The following is a 23,987-nucleotide window of genomic DNA, read 5'->3' on the forward strand; positions in this document are numbered from 1 at the left end:
GTCATCCGGCGGGCAGGTCGACCAGGAAACGTGCCCCGGGTGTGTGCTCGGGGTCGTGGGAGACCTCGCCGCCGACGGCGCGGGCCAGGCGCCGCGCGAGCGGCAGTCCCAGGCCCGCCCCGTCGTGCCCGTCGCCGGAGTCCGCGCGCCGGCCGGGCTGGAAGAGATGGTCGAGGAACTCCTCCGGTACGCCAGGACCGTCGTCTGTGACGTCGATGCGGACGCCGCTGGGCAACTGCCGTGCGGACACGGTCACCGTGGAGTCGGCATAGCGAACGGCATTGGCCAGCAGCGGGCTGACGATGCGTTCGAGAAGAGCGGAAGCGACGCCCGCCTTAAGCTCCTGGTCCGGCACGTCGACGACGGTCTTCAGCTGCTTCCGTGCGTCGAGGTCCTCGACCAGCCGCCGTAGCACGGGAGCGACAGCGGCGGCACCCACGGCCGTGCTGGTGGTCTGCCCGCCTTCGCGGGCGTCGTTCAACAGCGTGTCGCAGATGGTGCGTATAAACTGGGCGGCCTCCGCGATCACCTCGTGGGTGGCTTCGGTCTCGGCCGCCGAGCGAGGGCGGGCCCGCCACCAGTCGAGCTCGACGACGATCCGGGTGAGCGGGGTGCGCAGTTCGTGGGACAACTCCCCGGTCAGCTGCTGCTCGTGACGCAGCACGGTGCGGATGCGGTCCAGCAGTGCGTCCAACGAGGTGCCCAGGCGGGCCAGTTCGGCCGGCTGGTCCTCGACGCCGAAACGCTGGCCGGAACCGACGGCGCTCCACTGGGTGGCCTGGTCGGTCATGGTGCGCACGGGGCGCAGCGCCCGCCCGACGGCCAGCCGCGTCAGCGCGTAGGTGCACGCGAGCATGACAGCGTCCAGGATCAGCGAGCCCGACAGCAGGGTGCCGGCGGAGCTGCGGAAGGGGGCGAGATCCACGGCCGTGACGACGGTGGCGCTGCTGCGAAGGCCGGACACGGGTCGGGAGCACAGGCGGACGAAACGGGGGTTGCCGGTCTGCACGGTCGCGCAGACCGGCCGGCCCCGCGCGGCGAGCCGGTCGGCAACCCGGGTCAGCGCACTGTCGGCCGCGGCGGACGGTGGTTTCTCCAGCAGCCGTGTCCCGGTGTAGATCCACACGTTCGCGTCGAGCAGGCTGTCGTTGACCGTCTCCAGGACCCGCACTCGGGGCCCGCTGGTGTCGACGGTGGTGGCGACGGCGGCGGCGCGGTTGCGTAGTTCGTCGTCAGCCTGGTGCTGGAGGTGCCGGTCCATCGCGGTGTTGAACACGACGGTCAGCACGGTCATCAGGAGCGCGGCGGTGGTCAGCGCCACGAGCGAGAGCCGACCGCGCAACGTGCGGGGCGCCAGACGGCGCGCGATCCGGTTCATGACAGCCGGTGTCCGATCCCGCGTGTCGTGGTGAGGCCGAGGCCGCTGCCCGCTTCGCGCAGCTTGCGGCGCAGTCGGCTCAGATACTGGTCGAGGGTGTTCTCGCTGACCTGCGCCCCGTCCGGCCAGGCGGCCCTGACCAGGTCGCGGCGGGACACGAGGGTCCCGCCTGCGGCCATGAGCGTGGCCAGCAGACGGAACTCCGTGGGAGACAGGTCGATGTCGACGTCGCCGACGTGCGCGCTGTGCCGGGTCGCGTCCAGGACCAGGTCTCCGGCGGTGGCCAAGGCCGCGGGCGCGGCCCGTTTGATCGCGGCCCTCAGCCGGGCGACGAGTTCGGCGAGATGGAACGGCTTGGACAGGTAGTCGTCGGCTCCGGCGGAGAACCCGGACAGCCGGTCCGTGAGGTGATGGCGGGCCGTCAGGAAGATGATCGGGGCGGCGAACCCGCCCGCACGCAGCGCCTGGCACACGTCCCGGCCGTCCGCGTCGGGCAGCCCGACGTCCAGGACGACCGCGGCGATGTCGGCGGTGGCGAGCCGCAGGGCGGTGGCGCCGTCGGCAGCGGGCACGGGGTCGAAGTCCTCGTCGAGCAGGCCGCGACGCAGCACGTCACGCAGGCCGTGATCGTCCTCGACGACCAGGATCTTGTGGCGCATGGCCCTCCGTAGCCTCGTGGTCTGTGTCCCTCGTACGTGGAATGAACCCCTCGGGCAGCCACCGGGCGGCGGCCCTCAGGCACAGTCCCAGCCAGCCGATGGCGAAGAGCCAGCCGCCGACGACGTCGGTGAACCAGTGCACCCCGAGGTAGACACGGGTGAGCCCGACCATCGCGCCCCAGCAGCCGAAGACGAGAGCGAGCAGGATCCCGCCGCGCAGGGCGCGGATGTGCACGGCGATGACGAGCAGTCCTGCGGTGAGGGCGGCCGTGGTGGTGTGGCCGGAGGGGAACGCCAACCCTGAGGCGTGCGTGGCCCACTCCACGTGGGCGGGACGGGGCCGGGCGACGAGCGCCATCACGCCGTACCGCGCCGCCTGCCCGGCGCCGAGGCAGACGAGGCAGAGCGCGGCGGCGACGGCCCGTCGGCGCACGGTGCGCCCGGCGATGATCCCCGCCAGCACGCAGAGGACGTAGGGGATGGCGCCGGTTCCGGTGGCGGTCAGCCCGCGGGCCAGCGCCACCGCCACGTCCGGGCGGTGGCCGACGCACCAGGAGAGCAGGTCCTCGTCCCCGTACAGTGGCCGGCCGTCGCCGATCACGGTCATGGTCAGTACGCCGAACGCCGTCCACGCGCCCAGGCCGACGCTGCCGGCCAGCTCGCGGAGGTCGCCGCGCTTCATGACGCCAGTACCAGCGGACGCAGCCGTGAGCCGGTGATCCGCCGGACCAGGGGATCCGGACGGCGGCGCACCGCGGTCATCGCGAGCGCCGCGAAGAGGGCTCCCACGACAACTCCGGCCGCGACGTCGTGCGGATAGTGCGCGCCGACCCACACCCGCGAAACCGCCATCGCGCAGGCGGCCACGGCCGCGACGGCACCGAGCCGACGCGAGACGAACCACAGGGCCACCGCGGCTGCGGCGGCGATGGCCGCGTGGTTGCTGGGGAAGGACCAGTCACCTGGTGCCGGACACGCTTCCAGGGTGGCCACGCGCAGGCTCTGACAGGGCCGCTCCTCGCGCACCAGCAGTTTCAGGACCGCGTCCACCCCGTACGCGGCGACGACGACCACGGGAACGGCCAGTGCGAGGAGCGCGGCCGTGGCGCTCACTCGCCGAGCCCGCCACCAGGCCATGGCCATCAGTGCTGCGAACACCGCCAGTCCGTACGTCGACCAGGCCGCCACGACGTCGTCCAGCCAGCCCGGGGAGCGGTGAGCGAGGTCCACTACGTCGGTGTAGGCGGAGCCGTCGATCGGCGCGCCGTCGAAGGCGAGGATCATCCGCGTGCCCCTTTCGCTCTGGCCGCGCGGCGGGAGCGGTACAGCTCGGAGGCAAGCGGAATCAAGGACACGGCCACGATCACGGCGACCATGGGCAGCAGATAGCGATCCACATTCGGGACGGAGGAGCCCAGCGCGTATCCGCCCAGCGTCAGCCCCAGACTCCACACGAGACCGCCGACGACCTGCCACACGGTGAAGGTCCGCGCCGGAACACCCAGCGCACCCGCCATCGGATTCAGGACCGTGCGTACCACTGGCACGAACCGCGCGAGCACGATCGCTCTCGCATGCCCGTACCGCTCCAACAACTCCTCGGCCCGGTGCGCACCGTCATGCAGGCGCGGCGAGCGGCTGCGTGAGAGGAGAGCCCCTCCCGCTTTCCGGCCGAGCAGATAGCCGCACTGCGCACCCGCAAGGGCGCCCACGGCCGCGGCCACGAGCAGCGGGGCGAGCGACAGTTTCACCCCGTGCTGGCCGCTCCCCGTGCACAGCAGCCCCGCGGTGAACAGCAGCGAGTCGCCGGGAAGGAAGAAACCGATCAGCAGCCCGGTTTCCGCGAACATCACCGCGCCGACTCCCAGCACACCAAAGGCGGCCAGCAGGGACTGCGCGCTCAGGACATTCACCGCGAGCTGTGAGGCTGCGAACAAGTGCGCGGTCATGAACGCGGGCCCTCCCATACTGGATGTGCGGGGGCACGCGAAGACGCCACCCGCGTGACTACAATTCTGTAGACGGTCTACTGAACTGTAGACGAAGATGGGGTGAGGGTCGTTCCCATGACCGACGCGAAGGACGAACGCCGACCGGCCGGAGAACTGGAGGCCGCCGTCATGGCGGCCCTGTGGGCCGCCGACGCGGCTCTCACTCCAGGTGAGGTGCAGGCCGAACTCGCCTCCGACCTGGCCCGCACGACGGTGACGACGATCCTGTCCCGGCTGTACGACAAGGGCGTCGTCGACCGCCGTCAGCGGGGGCGCGGCTATGCCTACCACCCCGTGCAGGACGCCCCAGGCCTCACCGCCCGGCGCATGCACACCGAACTCGACCGCGACCGCGCCAGCGACCGCGAGACCGTCCTGGCCCGCTTCGTCGCCCAGCTCAATCCGGACGACGAACAGTTGCTGCGCCAACTGCTGGAGGCCGAGGATCGATGACGACCCTGCTGCTGATCCCGCTCCTGCTGCCCTTCGTGATGCCGCTGCTCGCCGGGCGAGCCCTCGACCGGCTGGCCCCCGTCACCGCTCTGTGGGCGCTCACCGCCGCTGCCCTGGTGCTGGCGGGTGCCTGTGTGGCCGCCCTGGGCTCCCTCGTCCTGACCGGACTGCTCAAGCTGCCGGCGTTCGCGGCGCTCGGCGAACTCGTCCACCCCCTGCGCACGCCGTCGGACCACCTGGTCCTGCCCGTGGCCGCGATCGCCACCGGCCTGCTCACCATGGGCATCTGGACCCTCGCCCGCTCGGCCCTGCGCCAGACGCGCGCCTTCCGCACCGCCCGTGCCGAGGCCGGCCGGCGGCCCGCCGCGGGCGACCTGTGCGTGGTCGACTCGCCCGAGCCGGACGCGTACGCCCTGCCCGGCCGCCCGCACCGCATCGTCGTCACCACCGCCATGCTGCGCAGCCTCGGTCCGGACGAGCGCGAGGCCCTCTTCGCCCACGAGCGAGCCCACAACCAGGGCGGCCACCACTACTTCCTGGCCGCCGCCGAACTCGCCGCCCACTGCCACCCCGCACTGCGTCCGGCACGCGCCGCCATCAGGCTGGCCGCGGAACGCGCCGCCGACGAAGCCGCCGCCACCGCCGTGGGTGATCGCCGCCTGCTGGCCCGCGCCATCGCCCGCGCCGCCCTCGCCGGCCGGACCGCGCGCTCCAGCCGCCCGGACTTCGCCCCCGCCGCGACCACCGGTCCCGTTCCCCGGCGCGTCGCGGCGCTCCTCGCCGCTCCCGCGGGACACGCTCGGCGGTCGGTGTGCTGGGCCGCCCTCCTCCTCGCCGCCTGTGCGGTCCTGTCAGCCACCGCCGCGACGACCGGCACCCTCACCTTCCACCATGACGTCGAGGTCGCTCAGGGTGAAGAATCCCGCTGATCGCTTGCCGTACCCGGCTGCCGCGCGGTCTTGGCCGCCCCACCCGCGGTCCTCGCCGCATTTCGGGGTCGCCTTCGGCGACTCCGAGCCCGCCGACGCCCAGGCGGTCGTCCTCTCCTAAACGGAGTGCGGCAACAACCTGACCCCACGCCAGACCGAACCGGCTGACCTTCCAGACGCACAACACCTCCGAGGTCTGACTCGTCGACCCGGCCACCAACGCGGTCTACGGCTAGATCGAAGGCCTGGCCCCGGCACACACGCTGAGCCAGAGCGGTACGGTCGCGGCGCAGGCGAGCAGCGCGGGCAAGGTGTCTTTCCACGGCGCGCACACCATGCGGGCATCGGTACCCCGGCGCCGGCCGCGGCCACCTTCGTCGGCAGGAGCGTTCGGTCTCGTCAGCTACCAAGGCGGTGCCCGCCCGAACACTCTGGCCGTGACCGGCGCTGGGGATCCGATCGGCTGCCGACGGGGTACGGGGATCCCGACTGCGGGGCCGATGCCCCGCAGTCGGGATGGGGCAACCGGCAGACACGGCATCAGCGGCCTCGGCGCGCCATGAGGTGGGAGGTCATCCGTGGTCGCGCAGCGGGCCGACCTTGTAGCCGCCTCTCTCGCATGAGTCGAGGACAAGGGGAAGGGCGCCAAGAGCCGAGCGCCACGCACCTGGAGCCGAGGTGCAGTCGGAGTCGTGGAGCAGGATCGTCCCGCCTGCATCCAGGTCCGAGGTAACGGTGCGGTGGACGGACTCGGGTGTGGCGCGGGCGGTCCAGTCCTCGCCCCAGCAGGTCCACAGCACCGGAGTGAGCCCGAGCCGGTGGGCAGCCAGATGGGCAGCGGTCGACATGACGCCGTACGGGGGCCGCAAGAGCGTGGGTCGACGTCCTGTGATGTCGGCGATGGTGTCGCGGGCGCGGGCGAAGTCGTCGTACGTCGCGCGCGGGCCGCGCAGCAGCAGTGCGCGGTGCAGCCAGCCGTGGACGCCGATTTCGTGTCCCGCCGCGGCGATCTCGCGGACCAGGCCGGGCGAGTGGTGCGCCTCGCGCCCGAGCAGGAAGAAGGTTGCCCGTAGCTGGCGTTCGGCGAGGAGGCGCAGGAAGTGCGGGGTGGACAGCGGGTCGGGTCCGTCGTCGAAGGTGAGCGCGATGTGGTCCGGGCGGCCCCGGCCAGAAAGGCGGGGCATGACGCGGTTGCGTAGTGGCCCGAAGGTCGAGACGGCGGGTGCGGCATGGGCGGCTACGAGGGCGGGCAGGGCGGCGAGAGCGGCGGTGCGGACCAGCCGGGCGGCGGTCACGAGTGGTGGCCTTCCGGGCGGGGGGCGTGGCCCGGGAGGGAGTCGTCCAGGTCGAGGCTGTGCCCGATGGTGTGAATGAGGCCCGGACTGTCGTATGTGGTGGCGATTCCCGTGCCGACGGCGCAGGCCCACACCGCGCATGCCGCGGCGGTGGTGGCGACGAGCCGGCGTGCCGCCGGACGGAGTCGTCGGGCGGCGGGCTGGGGAGGCAACGGCGGCAGTCCCGCGCGGTGGACGCGCACTGTCTCCGCGGCGGGTCCGTCGTCGGGCTCGGTAGCGAAGAGTGCGCGGCCGGTGGCGCGTTGGCGCAGTCCGAGCGGGCCGTCGATCAGGTCGCACAGCACGGCCTTGAGACGGGCGGGGTCACGGATCCAGACCGCCGCACCGGCCTCCTCCAGAGCGGAAGCGTTGGTCAGACCGTGGCCCGGTATGCACCGGTAGCTCGCCACGGGCAGGCCGACGGCGAACGCCTCCAGGGAGCTGAGCCCGCCCGCGTTCTGGACCAGGACGTCGGCGGCGTGCATCAGAGCGGGCATGTCGTCGACCCAGCCGTAGGCGTGCTCGATGCCGTCCGCGCGCAACTGCTCAGCCAGCGCCTCGTTGCGGCCGCACACGACCACGGGGACGGCCACACCGCAGTCGCGCAGCTCCAGGGCGACCTCCCGGACCGGTCCGACCCCCCAGGAACCGGCGACCAGCAGCGCCAGAGGGGCGTTCTCCGGCAGCCCGAAGCGGGCCCGGGCCGCGCTGCGCTCCCGCGCGCTGCCGGGACGGAACCGCGGATCGACCACCGGCCCGCACACCCGGATGTCCCGCGCCCCGGCGGCCCGGGCCTGGGCCGCGGGTACGGCGTGTGCGGCGAGGTGGACGTCGACGCCGTCGGCCACCCACAGCGGGTGCACGGAGAAGTCGGTGAGATAGGTCAGGACGGGGACGGCCAGCCGCCCGCGGAGCCGCAGACTGCCCAGGACACGGCTGGCTCCCGGGTAGGTGGAGACGACCACGCCGGTGCCGGGGTGCAGCGCACGCAGCATGCGCTCCTCGGCGGTCCGCAACAGCGCCCTCGCCAACGGCCCGCCACCACCGGCGCGTTCGGTGCTGCGGTAGATCCGCTGGTAGGCCCAGGGTGCCCGGACGAGCATCCGGTGGTAGCCGTCCCGGACCAGTCGTCCGATCCGGGCGGGCAACAGGTCCAGCAGGTCGAACCGGTCGACGACGAGACCGTGGGCCGTGAGCCGACGGGCCAGTTCGGCGGCGGTGCCGTCGTGGCCGGCGCCGATGCTCGCCGAGACGATCGCGACGCGCTCGGCCCGGGCCGAGGCCGGCACCGGCTCAGGGCGCAGGGCGGCGGCCGCCAGGGCGCGCAGATGCACCGGACTTCCGAGGTAGGGCATGGGGCTCGTTCCTCCGCAGGTGGCGTGGCGGCCGAACTCTACAACATGTAGTAGGTAACCTCGTACGAGATGTAGTAGATCCCTCAGGGCTCCTGTGGCGGCGATCCAGTCGGCGTTCTACGAGCTGTAGTAGATCCGCCGGTAGGCTGGCATGCCGAGCGGGAAGGTTGGTGAACGGTGCGCGACCGTAAGAGCGACGAAAGCGGCGGGGCGACCGGCAGGAGAGCACGCGGTGAGCTGGAGAGCGGCGTCCTCGCCGCGCTCTGGGCGGTGGACGAGCCGATGACCGCGCGGCAGGTCCGGGGGCGGCTGCCCGGGGACCTCGCCTACACGACGGTGTTGACGATCCTGTCGCGCCTGCACGACAAGGGCATGCTCGTACGGCACCCCGCTGGCCGCGGATACGCCTACGCGCCGGTCCGGGACGAGGCGTCCGACACTGCCGTCCGGATGCACAGCCTGCTGGAGCGCGGCTCGGACCCGGAAGCGGTGCTCACTCGATTCGTGTCCGAACTGTCCCCGCAGGAGGAGCAGTTGCTGCACCGTCTGCTGGGTGAGCAGGACGCCGGGCGCGGCGACGACGGGCCGTGAGCCGGTGACGATCAGCGTCTACATCCCCCTCATAATCACCGTGGTCCTCGCGGTGCTCGCCCCCCGGGCGGCCCGCCGGCCGGCACCGCGGCCCGCGGCCTGGTCCCTGGCGTGTGCCGCGCTCGTGACGGCGGCCGGCTGGCTCGGTTCACTGGCCCTGCTGGCGTTCACCGGGTTCGCGCAGATCCCCGAGGTCGCGGAGGAGGGCCACTGGTCGGTGACCGTCCTGCGTACGCAGGACCCCGTCTCTCTGGCCGTCGCAGCTCTCAGCGCCCTGAGCCTGGCGGCGGGACTCGTGTCCCTGGGGGTGGCCGCCGCACGGCAGGGGCGCCACGTCCTGTGGGCCCGGCGGGAATGCGGCCGGACTCCCAGAGCCACCGAACTGGTGGTGCTCGACGACGAGGCCCCACAGGCGTTCGCGCTGCCCGGCGCTCCCGGACGGATCGTGGTGTCCCGGGGGATGCTGCGCTGCCTCGGCGACGCGGAGCGCGAGGCCCTCCTGGCGCACGAACGGGCCCATCTCCGAGGCCGCCACCACCACTTCCAGACTGTGTGGCGACTCACGGCGGCCGTCAACCCGCTGCTGCGACCGCTGGCGGAGGCCGGTGGCTTTGTCCTGGAGCGATGGGCCGACGAGGAGGCCGCAGCCCGGATCGGCAGCCGTACCGTCGTCGCCCGCGCCGTCGGTCGGGCGGCTCTCGCCTCTGCCGGCCTGCCACGCACCGCCACTCTGGCCGCGACCGGCGGGGCCGTGCCCCAGCGAGTGCAGGCCCTGCTGGCCCCGCCACCCCCGCGCCGCACCCTGCCCTTCGCGGCGGGCGCCCTCCTGCTCACCCTGTGCTGCGCCAGCCTGGCCCACGCTGCATCGGACAGCGAGAGCCTGGTCGAGAGCGCAGAACGGGCCCAGTGCGCCGCGGACGCCGAGGTGCCGGGCGCGGCGAGGGCGGCCCACCCTCCGCGGCGGCCGGACGCCTGCTGCCACCATGGCGGAGCCGGCGAACACCGGAGTCACCGCAGGTAGACGCGTAGTACCGCGGTACTACGCGCACGGCGCGGTTGAGCCTCCCGGTACCACCGGATCGGGGTGAACCGGCGCTTAGCGTTGCGGGTGAGGCGTCGAAGGTGTGGACGCCGCACCCCGACAGGGAGAACGTGAATGATCGACGCACGGCGGTTGACCAAGAGGTACGGCGAGAAGACGGCCGTCGACGGGCTGGACTTCGTGGTGAAGCCCGGCACGGTGACGGGCTTCCTGGGGCCCAACGGCGCGGGCAAGTCCACGACCATGCGCATGATCGTCGGCCTGGACGCCCCGACGAGCGGCTCCGTCACCGTGAACGGCCACCCCTACGCCCGCCACCGGGCGCCGCTTCAGGAGGTCGGCGCCCTCCTGGAGGCGAAGTCGATCCACCCGGGCCGCTCGGCCTACCAGCACCTGCGGGCCCTCGCGCTGACCCACGGCATTCCGGGCAGCCGGGTCGACGAGGTCATCGGCCTCGCCGGCCTCGGCAGCGTGGCCAAGAAGCGGGCCGGGGCCTTCTCCCTCGGCATGGGCCAGCGGCTGGGCATCGCGGCGGCGCTGCTGGGCGACCCGCAGACGGTGATGCTGGACGAGCCGGTCAACGGGCTGGACCCGGAGGGCGTGCTCTGGATCCGCAATCTGCTCAAGGGGCTCGCCGACGAGGGCCGGACGGTGTTCGTGTCCTCGCATCTGATGAGCGAGATGGCCCTGGTCGCGGACCACCTGATCATCGTGGGGCGCGGGCGGCTGCTGGCCGACACGACCGTGGCGGACCTGATCCGCGAGGCGGGCGGCGACACGGTGAAGGTGGCGACGCAGGACCCGGCGCGGCTGCGGGACGTGCTGGCCGGGCCGGGCGTCGACGTCACCGGCCGGATCGGCTCCGAGGAGCTCCAGGTGACCGGGCTGACCGCCCGCGAGATCGGACTGAAGGCCGCCGAACACGGGATCGCGCTGTTCGAGCTGAGCGCGCGGACGGTGTCGCTGGAGGAGGCGTTCATGGACCTGACCAGGGATGCCGTGGAGTACCACGGCACCACGACCGGGATCGAGACCCTCGAGGCCGCCGGGAGGCCCGCATGAGCACCCTCACCGCAACCGCCGAGGAACCCCGCACCACCCCCGCCCGCCCCGTCTACCGGGTGACCGGACGGCGCGTGCTCGCCTCCGAATGGGCCAAGCTGTGGTCCCTGCGCTCGACCTGGATCACCCTGGGCCTCGGTCTGCTGTTCCTGGTGGCCTTCGGGCTGATCGCCGCGAGTCGCTACAAGTCGCAGATCGGCTCCAGCCACATGGACCCGGACTTCGCCGCCTCGACGGCCGTCAGCCTGTCCCTCTTCGGCACGAACTTCGCCCAACTCGCCCTCGGCGTGCTCGGCGTGCTGGTCACGGCGGGGGAGTACTCGACCGGCATGATCCGCTCCACGCTCGCGGCCGTACCGCGCCGGCTGCCCGTGCTGTGGTCCAAGGCGGCCGTGTTCGGACTGGTCGCGCTGGTGGTCGGCACCCTCGGCGCGTTCGTCGCCTTCGGGTTCGGCAGCGGCATCGTCTCCGGCACGCCGGCCGCGATGAGCCTGTCGCACGCGGGAGTGCTGCGCAGCCTGCTGGGCGCCGGACTCTACCTGGGCCTGGTCGGCGTGATCGGGGCCGCGCTGGGCGCGCTGCTGCGGTCGGTGGCCGGCGGCATCTCCGTGCTGGTCGCCACGTTCATGCTCATCCCAGGGCTCATCTCCCTGCTGCCGAGCTCCTGGCAGAACGACATCAGCCCCTACCTGCCGAGTAACGCGGGCGAGTCGCTGTTCGCCCTGACCCACGACAGCACCGCCCTGTCCCCCACGGCCGGGCTGCTGGTCTTCCTCGGCTGGACGGCACTGGCGCTGACGGGCGCGGCCTACCGGCTCGCGCGCAGCGACGTCTGACCGGCCGCACCATGGCAGCGTGACATCCGTGACCACCGATGACATCAGCGGGATGGGACCGCTGGTCGCCCGTCTGACGCGGGGCGGCCAGCGGTTGCGGCAGGCCGACCGGACACATCCGTGGGTGCTGGACACCGCGGTCGTGGTCCTGGTCTTCCTGATGTTCTGCGTGCCCGACCTGTTCCACGACGTTGCGGGCGATGGTGACGGTGACGGTCCGCGCAGGTTGCGGCTCGCCTTCACCGAGCTGCCCGTAGCGGGCATGCTGGCGGTACAGGCCGGCCTGGTGCTGCCCCTGCTGTGGCGGCGGCGCAGACCCGCGGCGGCCTTCGCCGCCATCACGGCGGTCTTCGTCCTCCAGTGGTCCCTGGGCGCCGGACTGCGCGCGGACGTCGCCCTCTTCGTCGCCCTGTACAGCCTGGCCCTGCACGGGAGACTGCGGCAGCTGCCGTGGGCCTGCGCCGCCATGGCGGGCTCCATGGGGCTGGTCGCGGTCCGCGTGTCGTCGGCGGTGTCCGTCGGGGACGCGCTGTTCTTCCTGCTGAGCACGGCGACCGCGGCCGTCGCGCTCGGCCTGATGGTAAGGATCCGCCGGGCCCAGCTCGCCGGGCTGCGGGAACGGGCCGCCCGGCTGGAGATCGAGCGCGACCAGCGCAACAGGCTGGCCACGGCCACCGAACGCACCCGGGTCGCCCGCGAGATGCACGACATCGTCGGCCACAACCTGTCCGTCATCATCACGCTCGCCGACGCCGGCGCGTATGCCACCGACATCGCCCCCGAACGGGGCAAGGAAGCTCTTCAGCTCATCGGCGACACCGGGCGACAGGCCCTCGGCGAGCTACGGCGCGTGCTCGGCGTGCTGCGCGAGACCGCGGAGGGTCCCCCGGGCGGTCCCGAGCTCAGCCCGCAGCCCGGCATCCTGGACCTCGGTGCCCTGTGCGCCACGGTGCGCGCCGCCGGACTGGAGGTCGTCTACCGGACCTCCGGCGACGCGGACACCCTGGACGGCGGAGTCCAGCTGACGGTGTACCGCATCGTCCAGGAAGCACTCACCAACACACTGAAGCACGCAGACAACGGCACCAGGGTGCACCTGGCGATCCTCGTCGAGGACAGTCGGCTGACCATCCGGGTCCAGGACACCGGCCCGGCCACACCGTCCGGACCACCGAACGAGGAAGGACACGGCCTGGTGGGCATGCGGGAGAGAGCGGCTCTGTACGGCGGAACCGTCAGCGCGGGGCCGACGGGCGGCGGAGGATGGAGCGTCGAAGCCGTCCTCGACCTCACACCCCAAGGTGGTGCCCGGTGACCACCGTCCTCATCGTGGACGACCAACCGCTGCAACGCTACGGCTTCCACCTGCTCCTGGACTCCGTCCCCGAGACCGACGTCGTCGGTGAGGCCGCCCACGGTGCCGAGGCCGTCCGCAAGGCAGCCGAACTGCGCCCGGACGTCGTCCTGATGGACGTCCGCATGCCCGGCATGGACGGCATCGAGGCCACCCGCCGCATCGCCGCCGCCGGCGGCCGCTCGCGCGTCCTGGTACTCACCACCTTCGACCTCGACGAATACGTCCACGCCGCTCTCCGCGCCGGCGCCAGCGGCTTTCTCCTCAAGGACGCGCGCCCCGAGGAACTCCTCGCCGGCATCCGCGCCGTCGCCGACGGCGACGCGGTCATCGCACCCGCGCTCACCCGCCGCCTCCTCGACGAGTACGCCCAGTACGTCCCCGCCCACGTAAGTGACTCAGCCGAAGATCCGCGGCTGAGTTCCCTCACCGACCGCGAGCGCGAGATCCTCGTCGCGGTCGGCAAGGGGTGGACCAACGGCGAGATCGCCATCCGGTTCGTCCTGTCCGAGTCCACCATCAAGACCCACGTCGGCCGCGTCCTGGCCAAGATCGGAGCCCGCGACCGCATCCAGGCCGTGATCTTCGCTTACGACCACGGCCTCGCCCGGCCCAGCGTGGACTGAACCGGGGAACAGTGATCGGCCGGTCGGGCCGCGTTCCAGAGTCCCAGACGATAGCCGTGCCCTCGCAGAGTGGTGACGGGCCAGGTTTTTTCGGGGTGGGTCGAAGCCTCGGAGGCCTACGCGAGCCACCAGCGTGGACCGGCCATGGGGCCGTCCGAGTACGCCGACCAGCGCGACACCCTGGAACGGGTGTCGGCGGCGCTTCGATGGGTGGACCCTCTGACGGCAGATCAGCACTGACTTTCTCTCCGGCATTCAAGGGCTGAAGCGGGTGGCCTAACGGTTGGCCACACCAGAACTCGGCTTCGCTCTGTGTGGACGTTTGACCTGTGGCAGTGGAAAGGAAATCCGCTGCGGCAGGGTTCGAGTCATCTGGCCGAGCTGGCGCTACGTGCCCGTCAGGCCGGTGGCGTCGCCCAATCTGGGCGGTGTCGGGACGCAGTCGGGACACAAGGACAGGAACAGACTGACAAAGTCGAAGGGGTGTCGACACGGCCCGCCCCTTCTTACCTGCAAAAACGTCATGAATGAGCGTGGACGAGCAAGGGCCGCCAAGATCCTCAAAGGACTCATAATCCGTCGGCCGTGGGTTCGAGTCCCACCCGCCCCACCTGTGCAGGCTCCTGACCTGCGGAAACGTTCATTTTGTCCTGTCGGATCGTCAACTTTGTCTGAACGGACTGAATCCGCTGCTCGTGAGTTTGGGGCCGGGCTGGTCCGTGTCAGCTGATGTTCTTCTGACCTGCATGGACGCATGGGGATGCGTTGCCACTGGGAGACGTTCTGCCCGGCTCCGCCGTGGCTGGAGGATTGATTGAGGCCGTCCTGAGGCCGGAGGCATCGGGTGGAGCACTGCGGAGGGCCCCCGAAGAGTCGTCCGCATACGGCATAGGGCGTTGCAGGTGGCGGCTGCCTGGGGTTGCAGCTCCGCGCGGAGTGGGTCTCGCGGGGTGGCCAAGGAGTCAGGGAACCTCTTCGAAAATGCCCTTTGAGGGTGCTCGACCTCTCCGGTGCCTCGGAGTCGGCTCTGTCGGTGGACGGGCGGCGAGCACGTGACCTGTGCCTTGCCGCCGGGACGGGGCAGCAGACGACGAACCATGTCGCTGCCCTGAGGAGGAGCGCGTTCATGATCTGCGGAGGCTGTGCCGCAGGCTGATCGGCAGGGAGCAGTCACGGAGTGGATGCCGTCACGCCGATGCCGGGCGGGCGTCCGGCTGCCGAAGCCCTAGCGACTGCGCCTCGTTCGTTGTCGAGGGGAGGAACCGGCGCACGGACTCGCGCGTCCGGGGGCGCGCGCCGGCGTCCATGAGCCAGGAGGCCTATTTGCCGAATCCCGAGCTGATCCCGCTGACCAGCTGCTTCTGGCCGAAGACGTACAGGACCACGAGCGGCAGTGCGGACAGCACGATCGCGGCGAGCAGCGCCGGGGTGTTGACGGTGAACTCGTCCTGATAGGTCCACAGGGACAGTGGCAGGGTTCGGCGCTCCGGGCTCTGCGTGAGGATGAGCGGCAGGAGGAAGGCGTTCCAGTTGTTGAGCGTGTTGTAGATGGCGACGGTGGTGACCGCCGGCCGGGTCAGGGGAAGCGCGAGACGCCACATGATCTGCCACTCCGAGCAGCCGTCCAGCCGCATCGACTCGAACAGTTCCTTCGGCACGTCCCGGAGGAAGTTGCTCAGCACGAGCACCGACACCGGGATCGAGAAGGCGATCGAGGGCAGTACCAGCGCGAGGAGGCTGTCGTAGAGGTTGAGCCGGGTGATGAGGTAGTAGAGCGGAACGGCGGTCGCCTGAAGCGGAATCGAAAGCCCCAGGATGAACAGGGTGTTGGTGGCTCCAGCCGTTCGACCACGGGAGCGGACGATTCCGTAGGCGGCCATGAAGGAGAGCAAGACGGCTGGTACGACGGTGCCCACGGCCACGGCCACGCTGTTGAAGAAGTAGCGGGCGAAGTCGTTGCGCAGCACCAGCACGTAATTGTCGAGGGTGGGGGAGCCGGCTGGCAGGAGCGGGTTGCTGTCGAAGAACCCCCGCTGGTCCTTGAAGCTGGTGATCACGACGTAGTAGAGCGGCACGATGATCACCACCAGCCAGAGCCAGCCCAGTGCCGAGCCGAGCAGGTTCGGCCTGTGTCGCCCTTCCGGACGGCCGGCGGGGGCCGTCTTCGGTGGCGGTGTGCGCCTTTGCGCAGGCTGATGAGAGTGGTCTGCCCGTCGCTTCTGGATCGTGGTCACATTCCCTCCAACTGGCTCGCCTGACGGTTGCGGCCACCGAGTCGCTGCAGGAGCAGGGCGATGACCAGGCCGAGGAACGCGAGCAGGACTCCGTACACCGCCGCGGTGCCCATGTCGCCGGCCTGGAACCCGGACTGGTACATCTGCAGCGGCAGCACTCGGGTGGCGAACCCGGGACCGCCGCCGGTCAGCACGAAGATCAGGTCGAAGTAGGTGAGTGAGCCGACCACCATCAGCGTGGTGGAGGTGATCATCGTGTACTTCAGCTGCGGCAGGGTGATGTAGAGGAACTTCCGGACGCGGCCTGCCCCGTCGATCTCGGCGGCGTCGTAGATCGACGCGGGAATCTGCCGTACCGCTCCCTGGTACATCAGGGTGTGGAAGGGGATGTGCTGCCAGGAGAGGACGAAGACGACCACGCCCCGGGCGAGTACGGGATCACCGAGCCAGTTCTGTTTCATGAACCCGATCCCGGCCGCGGCGAGCCCGAAGTTGGGTTCGAGGACGGCGAGGAACGCGATCGCGACGGCTGCCGAGGACAGCAGCAGCGGCACGAAGTAGACGACGGCCAGGAACGCCCGGTATTTCTGCCGACCGGCGGTGAAGACACCCAGCAGCAGACTGACGGGCAGCTGGAAGGCGACACTGAACAGCACGATCTGGGCAGTGACGCTCAGCGAGTTCATGGTCTCGGGGGCCTGGAGAACGGAGGTCCAGTTGGTCAGACCGGTCCAGGTGATGGATCCGATGCCGTCCCACGAGGCGAAGCTCAGCGCGAGCACACCGAGCAGCGGAAGCACGGCGAACGCCACGAACGCGAACAGGGCGGGCAGCGGCAACAGGACCAGCATGCGGTCGCCGGCGCGGCGCCGCCGCTGATGCTGTCGCAGGACGCCTCCGCCGGTCGGGCGTCCGTGGTCCTCGGTCGTTCCGATGACGGCGGTCACAGTGTCTTGTCCATCGCGGCGGAGAACTGGCGCGGCGTCATCTGGAGCAGAAAGACCCGCTCCAGGTTCGACAGCAGTGTGTCGGCGTGCCCGGGGCTCAGCGACTGGTCCCAGGACAGTTGGAAGGCCGGGGCCTTGTGGACCAGGTTGTAGGTGAAGCCCAGGAAATCCTTGTCGTCGGAGTCCTTGAGACTGTCGCCGACATCGACAGTGGGAGGTACGCCCCCACTGTCGATCATCGATTTGGAGTACTCCTTGTCGAGCACCTTGTCGGCGAGGAAGTCCATGGCGGTGTTCCGCTGTGCCTCGGTCGCGTCGCTGGAGATCGCGAAGGAGTTGGCCGGGGTGCCGACCAGATAGCGCGGGTCGCCGGTGCCGCCCTCGACCGTGGGGAACGGAACCCACCCCAGGTCACCGCTGTCCATGAAGTCGGGGGCCGTCTCCTTCATCATCTGGTATTGGGAGGAGAGCTGCAGGACCATCGCCGCCTTGCCGGTGTACATCAGTGCGAGCTCGGATCCCGAGTCCGACGGCGTGGAGGCGAAGCTGTCCGCGAACCCACCCGCCTTCACCAGTTGCTGGATCATGGTGGTCGCCTTGATGACGGCCGGGTCCGACCAGGCCCCGGGCTTCCCGTCGAGCACACGTTGGAAGACGTCGGATCCTCCGATGCGGTCGACGAGATACTCCAGGTACATCAGTGACGGCCACTTCGACTGTCCGCCCAGCGCCAGCGGCGCGATGCCCTTCTTCTTGAGCACCGGGACGAGCTTGAGCAGGTCGTCCCAGGTCTTTGGCGGCTGCACGCCCGCGTCGGCGAACACGGACTTGTTGTAGTAGAGGAACACCGGGTTGACCTTGTTGAACGGCAGAGCGTAGGTCTTCCCGTCGAACTGGTTGTTCTTGAGCGTCGAGGGCAGGTACCGCTTGAAGAGCTCGGGGTACTTCTTCTGGTATCCCGACAGGTCCGCGACCGCGCCGGCGTCCACGTACGACTTGAGCACGCCGCCGCCCCAGCTGTAGATCAGCGTCGGTGCCTGCTTCGCGCCCACCGCCGTGCGGATCTTGGGCTTGTAGGCGTCGCTGGAGAAGAAGTTCACCTTGATCCCGGCGTCCGGGTGCTGCTCGTTCCACTCCTTGATCGCCCCTTCCAGAACGGGCTGATCACCGGTCTGCAGCGCCCACATCGTGGCGTCCCCGGCCTTGCCGGAGCTGCCGGGGCCGCTCGTGCCGCAGGCCGCGGCGGTGAGGGTGAGCAGGCCGGCCACGAACACGGCCGCTGAGCGGCGTGCGGGGCGGGGTCGTGTCGTTGTCGACATCGTCGTCGTCCTTGTCTTCCCGGCACGCCGTTGCGCCGGGACGGTTCGTATGGTTTCCAATGCGGTGGCGGGAAGCCCGAGATGACATTCCGGGGTGGGACACCCCGGCTGGGCGGATGGTCCGTCGTACGGGGGGACCCTCGTGGACTGTCTGCGGGTGCCTGTGCGGCACGGGGTCAGGACCGTGCCGCACAGGCGGTCTCAGCACCTGAAGGTGTGGCTGTCGAGAGTGTGATGACGAGGGAGCCGGTCCTCCCTGGGGCCCCCGTCGGTCCTGCCGAGTGGCCGGGCGGCGTGAGCCGGAGCTACGTACAGAACCTGCGCGGGCCGCTCCTCCGAAGCGGTTCGACCGGCCCTGAATTCCCACGGTCAGGCCGCTGGACGCGCCGGACGACCTGCCGACGGCGCACATGGGTCCTGTGCCGGTGCGGATGGGCGGGCCGACCTCGCGTCCGGCCTGCGCGGGCGCGCAGGCCGCGCCAGGTGCTCGCAACGTACTTCGCTGTGGTGGGGAGCAGCGCGGGGCGGATGCCGCGACATGGTGCCTCCTTGATCATTACGGGGGAGGGGCGGTGCGTCGTGGTCGGGTGTAGGAGCGGTGTCGAGGAAGCAGGACCGGCCAGGCACGCTGTGCGGGCCGTGCTGATGGCGGGCCCACCATGTCCGGCCCCGGGGGGACGAGGTCGGCTGAGCCGGGCGACACCGCCCGAGGAGGCGGCACGGCGTCAGCCCTGTTCCTGGGCGTCGGCGGGGTCCCGGGGGGAGGCGCGCTGCTGGGCCAGAAGGGCCGCCGCGTCGCGCACGAGGCGGGCTTGGGCCCGTTCGGCCGAGGCACGGAGAGCCGTGACGGTTTCCTGATGGCGCTTGAGATCGTCCGCCGCGGTGGTGGCCAGCTCCGCGCGTCGTGCCGGGCTGGTTCCGCCGGCGCTGTGGCGGCCGTCGACGAAGGCCTGCACGTCGAGGATCTCGTGCAGGCGCTTCGGCGTGTAGTCGCGCAAAGGGGCGTCGGCGAGTTCGGGGAGGATCGTTCCGTCGGCGACACCGGCCGCTTCGTGGGCCGCGATGAATCGGGCGACGGTCTCGTGCGCGCTGCGGAAACTCATGTGACGGGTGCGTACGAGGTCGTCGGCGAGGCCGCTGGCGGTGGACCAGTGACGAGCGGCGGACTTTCGCAGCCGGTCCGTGTCGATCTCCAGGGTGGCGACGGTCCGTGCCAGCAGGCGAATGGCTCCGGCCGTCTCACGGCAGTACCCGGGCAGGCGGTTGTGCACGTATCCCTGGTCGGCGTCGGTGGATGTGGCGAAGTGCAGCAGGCCGAGCTGGCTCGCGCCCCAGCCCGCCGCGTCGCCGGCCAGACCGCGGATGCGTTCCAGCACGATCGGGTTGCGCTTCTGCGGCATCATGCTCGACGTGCCGCACAGCGACGCGTGCAGCCGTATGTGGGCGACTTCGGAGGACGACCAGTAGAACAGGTCCGACGCGCACCGGCTGATCCCGGACAGGACCAGTCCGAGGACCGCGGCGAGTTCCGCGCCGGAGTCCAGCGCCGACAGACCTGCGTCCCGCGCGTTGTGGACGGGCCGGGCGAATCCGAGGTAGGCGGCCGTCGTGTGCCGGTCGATCGGCCAGTCGGTCCCGCTGTGTGCGGCGCCGCCCAGCGGGCATTCGTTGATCCGCTCGTACAGCTGCGCCAGACGGGCCAGATTGCGTGAGACCGTCCAGTAGTGGGCGTTGAAGTAGTGCCCCAGGGTAGTGGGTTGCGCGTGCTGCAGATGGGTGTACCCAGGAGCGATCACGGCGTCGTGCTCGTCGGCCGCCTCCAGCAGAACCTCTCCGAGGCGCAGCAACTCATCCATCACGTGCAGCAGTGCCGCCCGGTCGGCCATGCGTACGCCGGTGGCCTTCTGGTCGATGCGGCTGCGGGCCCGCTGGATGTCCAGGCCCTGCGGGCCGCACTGGTCCTCCAGGTACCGCTCCAGCTGCAGCGTGATGGTGCCGAGGGCCGCGTCACCCGCGAGAACCTGCCGGGCGTCCCCGTCGAGGAGCCGCAGGAGGGCACCCACGAGACTGCGCCCCTGCTCGGGGCCGAAGACCTGCTGCTGGGTGAGCATGAGCGCGTGGGCCAGATCGATGCGGACGAAATGCTCGGCGGCGGCGACCTCGTCGTCCAGTTCGACAGCGTTGACGTGGTCCACCAAGGCGTCGTCGGGCCTTGCGCCTAGACGGCCATCGGTCAGCAGGGGCTTCATGCAGGATCTCCCGTACGAGCGATTACTTTGCGCCATGTAAACGTCAACATGGCGATGTAAACGTCAACACGCCCCCAGTGTTAAGCTCCCCGTGAAGGCATGTCAACGGTTACATGGCAGTAAACTGCTGAGAAGTCACATCCGAGGGGGCTCGATGCCGGGCGGGTCAGAGCAACGAGTGACCCTGCGTGATGTCGCCAAGGCGGCCGGGGTGAGTACCGCCACCGTCACCCGGTCACTGCAGAACTCTCCGCGCGTGGAGCCCGCCACCCGCCAACGGGTGCTGGAACAAGTCCGACGTCTGGGCTACTCGCCCAATCCCATCGCTCAGGACCTCCGTTACGGACGCCGAGAGGCTGCCGTGGGGCTGGTCACCGCAGACTTCACCAACCTCTTCCAGGCCGGTGTCGCCTCCGGTGCCGAACGAGAACTGCGCAGGGCGGGTTTCCAGCTGATCATCGGCTCCACGGACGACACCCCCGAGCGTGAACCGGACCTCGCCCGCCTCATGATCGACCGCCGGGTCAGCGCGTTGCTGATGATGCCCGACGGCGGCCATCGCGACTTCCTCGCCCCCGAGCACACCTACGGCACTCCGGTCGTCCTGGTCGGACGCCCCGCGGGGGGCCTGGCCGCCGATGTCGTCATGACAGACGACGACCGTGCCGTGCAGGAGGCGACCGAATACCTCATGGACCTTGGTCACCGTCGTATCGCCGCACTCGCGGGCCGCCTGGACAACTTCCGCTCCGTGCAGCGCCTCGACGGCTATCGGGCGGCCCTCGCCGGGCGCAGGCTCGCCGAAGACCCGCGTCTGGTCGTCGGCGATCTCACCACCGCAGAACAGGCCCGCGACGCGGTCGTCCGCCTCCTGCGCGCACCGGCACCGCCGACCGCAGTGCTGGGCCTCAACCTCGGCATCAGCACCGGCATCCTCATCGAGCGCCTCTCCGGCCACCATTCCTTCGCCTTCATCGGGCTCGACGAAAACGACCTCACCAGAGGCCTCGGCGTTTCCGCCGTCGTCCGGGATCCCCAGGAAGTCGGCCGCCAGGCGGCACGGCTGGCCGTCGACCGCATCGCCGAGCCCGAGCGACCGCCGCGTACCGTCACCGTCCCCAGCACCCTCGTCCACCGGAGCACCGACGAAGCCGACGCGCCGATCCTCGCCCGAGAAACCTGAAACGCCCCCGGAAGTCTCCTGAGCGCCGCTGGCGGCGTGGTCCGCATCACCTGTGCCGATTCCGGCCAAGTCGGTATGGCGCCAATGACCTGGTTCGTGTCGGCGTCGAGCGGGTCTCCCGTCGGCTCGTCGCGTAGCGGGAACAGGCCCATGGGGGCCCCGGCATCCGGCACGCTGCCCTCGGGTGGCCTCGTTGTGGCCCATGCATGTGTCGATGTTGGTGATGTATCCTGGGTGCATACATCGTGGATAATGGAGGTGCCCGATGTCCGTCACGCAGATCGATCTCGACGACGAGGCGCTGGCCGAGGCCATGCGGCTCATGGGTGCCACGACGAAGAAGGAGACCGTCAACTCGGCCCTGCGGGACTACGTTGCGCGGATCAAGCGGCTTGAGGCTGCGGAGAAGCTGGCCGAGCGAGGCGCGCGCGGCGAGTTCGAGCAGGCTGCGGCGGCGCATGACGCGGAGAAGCGTGCGCGACGCGAGGCCTTCGAGTGATCACGTATCTGGTGGACACCTCGGCTCTGTGGCACCTGTTTCGCACCCCAGGTGCGTTGCGTCCCTGGGAGGGGCACATTGCTGCCGGGGTGTTCCACCTCTGCGAGCCGACACGGGCCGAATTTCTCTACTCGGCAACCAGTCCGTCCCATCGGGATGATCTCGCAGAGGAACTGGACGCGCTCTGCCTGCTCTCTCCGGTTCCGAAGAACGCCTGGCGTTGGGTCGACACCGCGCAGTACAAACTGACCCAACGGGGCCAGCACCGCGCGGCTGGAGCGATCGACCTGTTGGTGTGTGCGACAGCTGTGCATCATGGGCACACCGTGCTCCACGTGGACAACGATTTCGTGACGGTGGCCGGAGTCCTCAAGGAAGTGCAGCAGCGAGACGCACGAGCCTGATCTTCTGGAGCCAGTTCACGCTGTCGGTGTGTAGACCTCTCGATGACCGACACCCCAGGTCACTGCCCCAGCATGGGTATTCGGCCTGAACGAGCTGCAGAGCGGACACCCAGTGCACCACGCTGACTCAGGCCGGGCGCCGGAGCCTGGACTATGTCGTGGACCCGCCCGCAATGCGATTCGTGCTGGTATGGGAATGCGCTGCCAGGAGAGGACGAAGGCGACCACTGAACCCGGTCCCGTCCGCGGCCCGTCCGAAGCTGAGATCGAGGACGGCGACCGCCCGGTACTTCTGCCAGCCGGCAGTGAAGACCCCCGGCAGCAGGCTGACGGTCAGCTGGAAGGCGACACTGAACAGCATGATCTGTGCGGTGACGCTCAGCGAGTCAATGGTCTCGGGGCCGCCTGGAGAACGGAGTCCAGTCGGTCAGACCCGCCCAGGTGATGGATCTGATGCCGTCCCACGTGGGCGGTTCCCTCAAGCTGCTGAAGATGGTGGTGAGCACCCACGGCGGCCGTGTGGTCGCCAGCACGGCGCCGGTGGATACGCCGGTCGCCGGGCACGGAACGATTTCCGTGACCCGGCCCGGTGGCATCGTCCCGAGGGGAGGACCGGAGACTGGATCCGTCGGCTGTGACGTCAGTTTGCTGTCGGGGACAGGTCTGGGTGCTTGTTGATCTGCCAGACCAGCTTCGGGCGCTCCCTGAGCATGTCCTTGGCAATGGGATCGTGGAAGTACTTCTTGTATAGCCGGACGTAGGTGCCGTCCTCGATCATCGCGTCGATCGCGGCGTCTATGTCCTTCAGCAGCTTCGGGTCGCCGTCCTTGCGCAGGGGGAAGGCGCTGCCCTGCAGGCTGTCGAGTTCCACCGCGATGCGCACCGGCTGCTTCTGGGCGTATTCGTCGGCGTCGGCGCCGCCCAGGACCACTCCTTCGACACCACCGGAGAGGAGCTGGGTGATCAGTGCTGTCTGGTCTTTGAACTTGACCAGTTCGGCGCGGGGCATCTCGCGATTGACGAACGTTTCCTGCACGGATCCGCTGACGGCACCGATCCGCTTGCCGTCGAAGTCGGAGAGCCTGGTCTGCTTGCTGCCCATGAGGGTGAGGACATCGGTGAAGCCCCAGTAGTACGGGGTGGTGAAGGCGACCTGCTTCTTGCGCTCGGGGGTGGCGCCGACCCCCGCGACGCCGATGTCGTACTGGCCGGCGGACAGGCCTGCGAGGATGCCTTGGAGGTTCGTTGTCTTGTACTGGACCTTGACGCCGAGACGCTCGGCGGCCTCGTTCATCAGGTCTACGGCGAACCCGCTCGGCTTGCCTGAGGCGTCGGTGACGGCGAAGGGCGGCTGTTCGGCCTGGGTGCCGGCTGTGATCACGCCGGACTGGACGAGCTTGTACCTGGCGGCCGAGGAGCCTGCCGCCTCGCTGTCGCCGCCGCAGGCGGTGAGGGTGAGCAGCAGGGCGGTGGCCGCGGTGCCGGCGAGCAGGGATCTACGGGAACAGGGAAGCATGGGCTGGGCTTTCTGCTGAGGAGGGG

Annotated in this window: 24 protein-coding genes; 11 read left to right on the plus strand and 13 right to left on the minus strand. The window is 70.2% G+C overall.

What is annotated here, in order from left to right; translation table 11 throughout:
• Position 1: 1 nt before the first annotated feature.
• The 5 genes from ACIBTS_RS05955 to ACIBTS_RS05975 are packed head-to-tail and all read right to left on the minus strand — an operon-like array spanning position 2 to position 3,986.
• Positions 2-1,378 carry a sensor histidine kinase gene (locus ACIBTS_RS05955; protein WP_399316886.1) on the minus strand — a complete coding sequence of 459 codons (1,377 nt, stop codon included), beginning with the start codon at positions 1,376-1,378 and terminating at the stop codon, positions 2-4.
• Positions 1,375-2,037, minus strand: a complete 663-nt coding sequence (locus ACIBTS_RS05960) for a response regulator transcription factor (RefSeq protein ID WP_399316888.1) — start codon at positions 2,035-2,037, stop codon at positions 1,375-1,377. Before ACIBTS_RS05960 ends, ACIBTS_RS05955 begins: the two co-directional genes overlap by 4 nt.
• On the minus strand, positions 1,991-2,719 hold the full coding sequence (locus ACIBTS_RS05965) for a phosphatase PAP2 family protein (RefSeq protein ID WP_399316890.1): 729 nt from the start codon (positions 2,717-2,719) through the stop codon (positions 1,991-1,993). The genes ACIBTS_RS05960 and ACIBTS_RS05965 overlap by 47 nt, the downstream gene beginning before the upstream one ends.
• Positions 2,716-3,321, minus strand: coding sequence for a phosphatase PAP2 family protein (locus ACIBTS_RS05970; protein ID WP_398431697.1), 606 nt, complete (start codon positions 3,319-3,321; stop codon positions 2,716-2,718). Before ACIBTS_RS05970 ends, ACIBTS_RS05965 begins: the two co-directional genes overlap by 4 nt.
• Complete coding sequence (locus ACIBTS_RS05975) at positions 3,318-3,986, minus strand: DedA family protein (protein WP_398431696.1); 669 nt, start codon at positions 3,984-3,986, stop codon at positions 3,318-3,320. Before ACIBTS_RS05975 ends, ACIBTS_RS05970 begins: the two co-directional genes overlap by 4 nt.
• Before the next feature lie 117 nt (positions 3,987-4,103).
• On the opposite strand from ACIBTS_RS05975, the gene ACIBTS_RS05980 reads away from it, so the two are divergent.
• Positions 4,104-4,481, plus strand: a complete 378-nt coding sequence (locus ACIBTS_RS05980; RefSeq protein WP_398431695.1) for a BlaI/MecI/CopY family transcriptional regulator — start codon at positions 4,104-4,106, stop codon at positions 4,479-4,481.
• Positions 4,478-5,410, plus strand: a complete 933-nt coding sequence (locus ACIBTS_RS05985) for a M48 family metalloprotease (protein ID WP_399316892.1) — start codon at positions 4,478-4,480, stop codon at positions 5,408-5,410. Before ACIBTS_RS05980 ends, ACIBTS_RS05985 begins: the two co-directional genes overlap by 4 nt.
• A gap of 572 nt (positions 5,411-5,982) precedes the next feature.
• On the opposite strand, the gene ACIBTS_RS05990 is transcribed toward ACIBTS_RS05985, so the two are convergent.
• Together ACIBTS_RS05990 and ACIBTS_RS05995 are read right to left on the minus strand one after the other, a co-directional pair.
• Positions 5,983-6,705, minus strand: a complete 723-nt coding sequence (locus ACIBTS_RS05990; protein WP_398431693.1) for a polysaccharide deacetylase family protein — start codon at positions 6,703-6,705, stop codon at positions 5,983-5,985.
• A complete protein-coding gene (locus ACIBTS_RS05995; RefSeq protein ID WP_398431692.1) occupies positions 6,702-8,099 on the minus strand; it encodes a glycosyltransferase in 1,398 nt (465 codons plus the stop codon). The genes ACIBTS_RS05990 and ACIBTS_RS05995 overlap by 4 nt, the downstream gene beginning before the upstream one ends.
• 177 nt (positions 8,100-8,276) lie before the next feature.
• Here ACIBTS_RS05995 and ACIBTS_RS06000 point away from each other — a divergent pair, with 177 nt between their 5' ends.
• From ACIBTS_RS06000 to ACIBTS_RS06025, 6 genes are all read left to right on the plus strand, one after another.
• Positions 8,277-8,690, plus strand: coding sequence for a BlaI/MecI/CopY family transcriptional regulator (locus ACIBTS_RS06000; protein WP_398431691.1), 414 nt, complete (start codon positions 8,277-8,279; stop codon positions 8,688-8,690).
• Positions 8,653-9,711 carry a M56 family metallopeptidase gene (locus ACIBTS_RS06005; RefSeq protein ID WP_398431690.1) on the plus strand — a complete coding sequence of 353 codons (1,059 nt, stop codon included), beginning with the start codon at positions 8,653-8,655 and terminating at the stop codon, positions 9,709-9,711. Before ACIBTS_RS06000 ends, ACIBTS_RS06005 begins: the two co-directional genes overlap by 38 nt.
• A 135-nt stretch (positions 9,712-9,846) precedes the next feature.
• Positions 9,847-10,794, plus strand: coding sequence for an ATP-binding cassette domain-containing protein (locus tag ACIBTS_RS06010; protein WP_398431689.1), 948 nt, complete (start codon positions 9,847-9,849; stop codon positions 10,792-10,794).
• Positions 10,791-11,630, plus strand: a complete 840-nt coding sequence (locus ACIBTS_RS06015; protein WP_398431688.1) for an ABC transporter permease — start codon at positions 10,791-10,793, stop codon at positions 11,628-11,630. The genes ACIBTS_RS06010 and ACIBTS_RS06015 overlap by 4 nt, the downstream gene beginning before the upstream one ends.
• A 28-nt stretch (positions 11,631-11,658) precedes the next feature.
• Entirely contained in the window at positions 11,659-12,945 is a 1,287-nt protein-coding gene (locus ACIBTS_RS06020) for a sensor histidine kinase (protein ID WP_399316895.1), read from the plus strand.
• Complete coding sequence (locus ACIBTS_RS06025; protein ID WP_334478236.1) at positions 12,942-13,610, plus strand: response regulator transcription factor; 669 nt, start codon at positions 12,942-12,944, stop codon at positions 13,608-13,610. The genes ACIBTS_RS06020 and ACIBTS_RS06025 overlap by 4 nt, the downstream gene beginning before the upstream one ends.
• Positions 13,611-14,929: 1,319 nt before the next feature.
• Here ACIBTS_RS06025 and ACIBTS_RS06030 read toward each other — a convergent pair.
• The 4 genes from ACIBTS_RS06030 to ACIBTS_RS06045 all read right to left on the minus strand — a co-directional run bounded on the left by ACIBTS_RS06030 (position 14,930) and on the right by ACIBTS_RS06045 (position 20,359).
• A complete protein-coding gene (locus ACIBTS_RS06030) occupies positions 14,930-15,844 on the minus strand; it encodes an ABC transporter permease subunit (RefSeq protein ID WP_391315035.1) in 915 nt (304 codons plus the stop codon).
• On the minus strand, positions 15,841-16,695 hold the full coding sequence (locus ACIBTS_RS06035) for a carbohydrate ABC transporter permease (protein ID WP_280846181.1): 855 nt from the start codon (positions 16,693-16,695) through the stop codon (positions 15,841-15,843). Before ACIBTS_RS06035 ends, ACIBTS_RS06030 begins: the two co-directional genes overlap by 4 nt.
• A gap of 92 nt (positions 16,696-16,787) precedes the next feature.
• Positions 16,788-18,110, minus strand: a complete 1,323-nt coding sequence (locus ACIBTS_RS06040; RefSeq protein WP_399316898.1) for an ABC transporter substrate-binding protein — start codon at positions 18,108-18,110, stop codon at positions 16,788-16,790.
• Positions 18,111-18,835: 725 nt separating this feature from the next.
• Positions 18,836-20,359, minus strand: a complete 1,524-nt coding sequence (locus tag ACIBTS_RS06045) for an argininosuccinate lyase (RefSeq protein ID WP_399316899.1) — start codon at positions 20,357-20,359, stop codon at positions 18,836-18,838.
• Positions 20,360-20,513: 154 nt separating this feature from the next.
• Between ACIBTS_RS06045 and ACIBTS_RS06050 the strand changes: the two genes are divergently transcribed.
• From ACIBTS_RS06050 to ACIBTS_RS06060, 3 genes are all read left to right on the plus strand, one after another.
• Complete coding sequence (locus ACIBTS_RS06050) at positions 20,514-21,542, plus strand: LacI family DNA-binding transcriptional regulator (protein ID WP_399316901.1); 1,029 nt, start codon at positions 20,514-20,516, stop codon at positions 21,540-21,542.
• A 265-nt stretch (positions 21,543-21,807) separates the two neighbouring features.
• Positions 21,808-22,041, plus strand: coding sequence for a type II toxin-antitoxin system VapB family antitoxin (locus ACIBTS_RS06055; RefSeq protein ID WP_280844029.1), 234 nt, complete (start codon positions 21,808-21,810; stop codon positions 22,039-22,041).
• Positions 22,038-22,445, plus strand: coding sequence for a PIN domain nuclease (locus ACIBTS_RS06060; protein WP_280844028.1), 408 nt, complete (start codon positions 22,038-22,040; stop codon positions 22,443-22,445). Before ACIBTS_RS06055 ends, ACIBTS_RS06060 begins: the two co-directional genes overlap by 4 nt.
• 151 nt (positions 22,446-22,596) lie before the next feature.
• On the opposite strand, the gene ACIBTS_RS06065 is transcribed toward ACIBTS_RS06060, so the two are convergent.
• Positions 22,597-22,806 carry a hypothetical protein gene (locus ACIBTS_RS06065; RefSeq protein WP_399316903.1) on the minus strand — a complete coding sequence of 70 codons (210 nt, stop codon included), beginning with the start codon at positions 22,804-22,806 and terminating at the stop codon, positions 22,597-22,599.
• Between the two features lie 279 nt (positions 22,807-23,085).
• Positions 23,086-23,961 (minus strand): substrate-binding periplasmic protein, encoded by an 876-nt coding sequence (locus tag ACIBTS_RS06070; RefSeq protein ID WP_399316905.1) that lies wholly within the window; start codon positions 23,959-23,961, stop codon positions 23,086-23,088.
• Positions 23,962-23,987 lie beyond the last annotated feature (26 nt).

Source organism: Streptomyces sp. NPDC050121 (assembly GCF_044460385.1).
GTDB lineage: Bacteria > Actinomycetota > Actinomycetes > Streptomycetales > Streptomycetaceae > Streptomyces > Streptomyces soliscabiei.

Coding starts and splice junctions, on each gene's coding strand:
- ACIBTS_RS05955 (WP_399316886.1), bottom strand. CDS start 1,378: ATGAACCGGATCGCGCGCCGTCTGGCGCCCCGCACGTTGCGCGGTCGG.
- ACIBTS_RS06035 (WP_280846181.1), bottom strand. CDS start 16,695: ATGCTGGTCCTGTTGCCGCTGCCCGCCCTGTTCGCGTTCGTGGCGTTC.
- ACIBTS_RS05980 (WP_398431695.1), top strand. CDS start 4,104: ATGACCGACGCGAAGGACGAACGCCGACCGGCCGGAGAACTGGAGGCC.
- ACIBTS_RS05985 (WP_399316892.1), top strand. CDS start 4,478: ATGACGACCCTGCTGCTGATCCCGCTCCTGCTGCCCTTCGTGATGCCG.
- ACIBTS_RS05965 (WP_399316890.1), bottom strand. CDS start 2,719: ATGAAGCGCGGCGACCTCCGCGAGCTGGCCGGCAGCGTCGGCCTGGGC.
- ACIBTS_RS05970 (WP_398431697.1), bottom strand. CDS start 3,321: ATGATCCTCGCCTTCGACGGCGCGCCGATCGACGGCTCCGCCTACACC.
- ACIBTS_RS06040 (WP_399316898.1), bottom strand. CDS start 18,110: ATGTCGACAACGACACGACCCCGCCCCGCACGCCGCTCAGCGGCCGTG.
- ACIBTS_RS06015 (WP_398431688.1), top strand. CDS start 10,791: ATGAGCACCCTCACCGCAACCGCCGAGGAACCCCGCACCACCCCCGCC.
- ACIBTS_RS06055 (WP_280844029.1), top strand. CDS start 21,808: ATGTCCGTCACGCAGATCGATCTCGACGACGAGGCGCTGGCCGAGGCC.
- ACIBTS_RS06045 (WP_399316899.1), bottom strand. CDS start 20,359: ATGAAGCCCCTGCTGACCGATGGCCGTCTAGGCGCAAGGCCCGACGAC.
- ACIBTS_RS05975 (WP_398431696.1), bottom strand. CDS start 3,986: ATGACCGCGCACTTGTTCGCAGCCTCACAGCTCGCGGTGAATGTCCTG.
- ACIBTS_RS06065 (WP_399316903.1), bottom strand. CDS start 22,806: ATGCTGTTCAGTGTCGCCTTCCAGCTGACCGTCAGCCTGCTGCCGGGG.
- ACIBTS_RS05960 (WP_399316888.1), bottom strand. CDS start 2,037: ATGCGCCACAAGATCCTGGTCGTCGAGGACGATCACGGCCTGCGTGAC.
- ACIBTS_RS06070 (WP_399316905.1), bottom strand. CDS start 23,961: ATGCTTCCCTGTTCCCGTAGATCCCTGCTCGCCGGCACCGCGGCCACC.
- ACIBTS_RS06010 (WP_398431689.1), top strand. CDS start 9,847: ATGATCGACGCACGGCGGTTGACCAAGAGGTACGGCGAGAAGACGGCC.
- ACIBTS_RS06050 (WP_399316901.1), top strand. CDS start 20,514: ATGCCGGGCGGGTCAGAGCAACGAGTGACCCTGCGTGATGTCGCCAAG.
- ACIBTS_RS05995 (WP_398431692.1), bottom strand. CDS start 8,099: ATGCCCTACCTCGGAAGTCCGGTGCATCTGCGCGCCCTGGCGGCCGCC.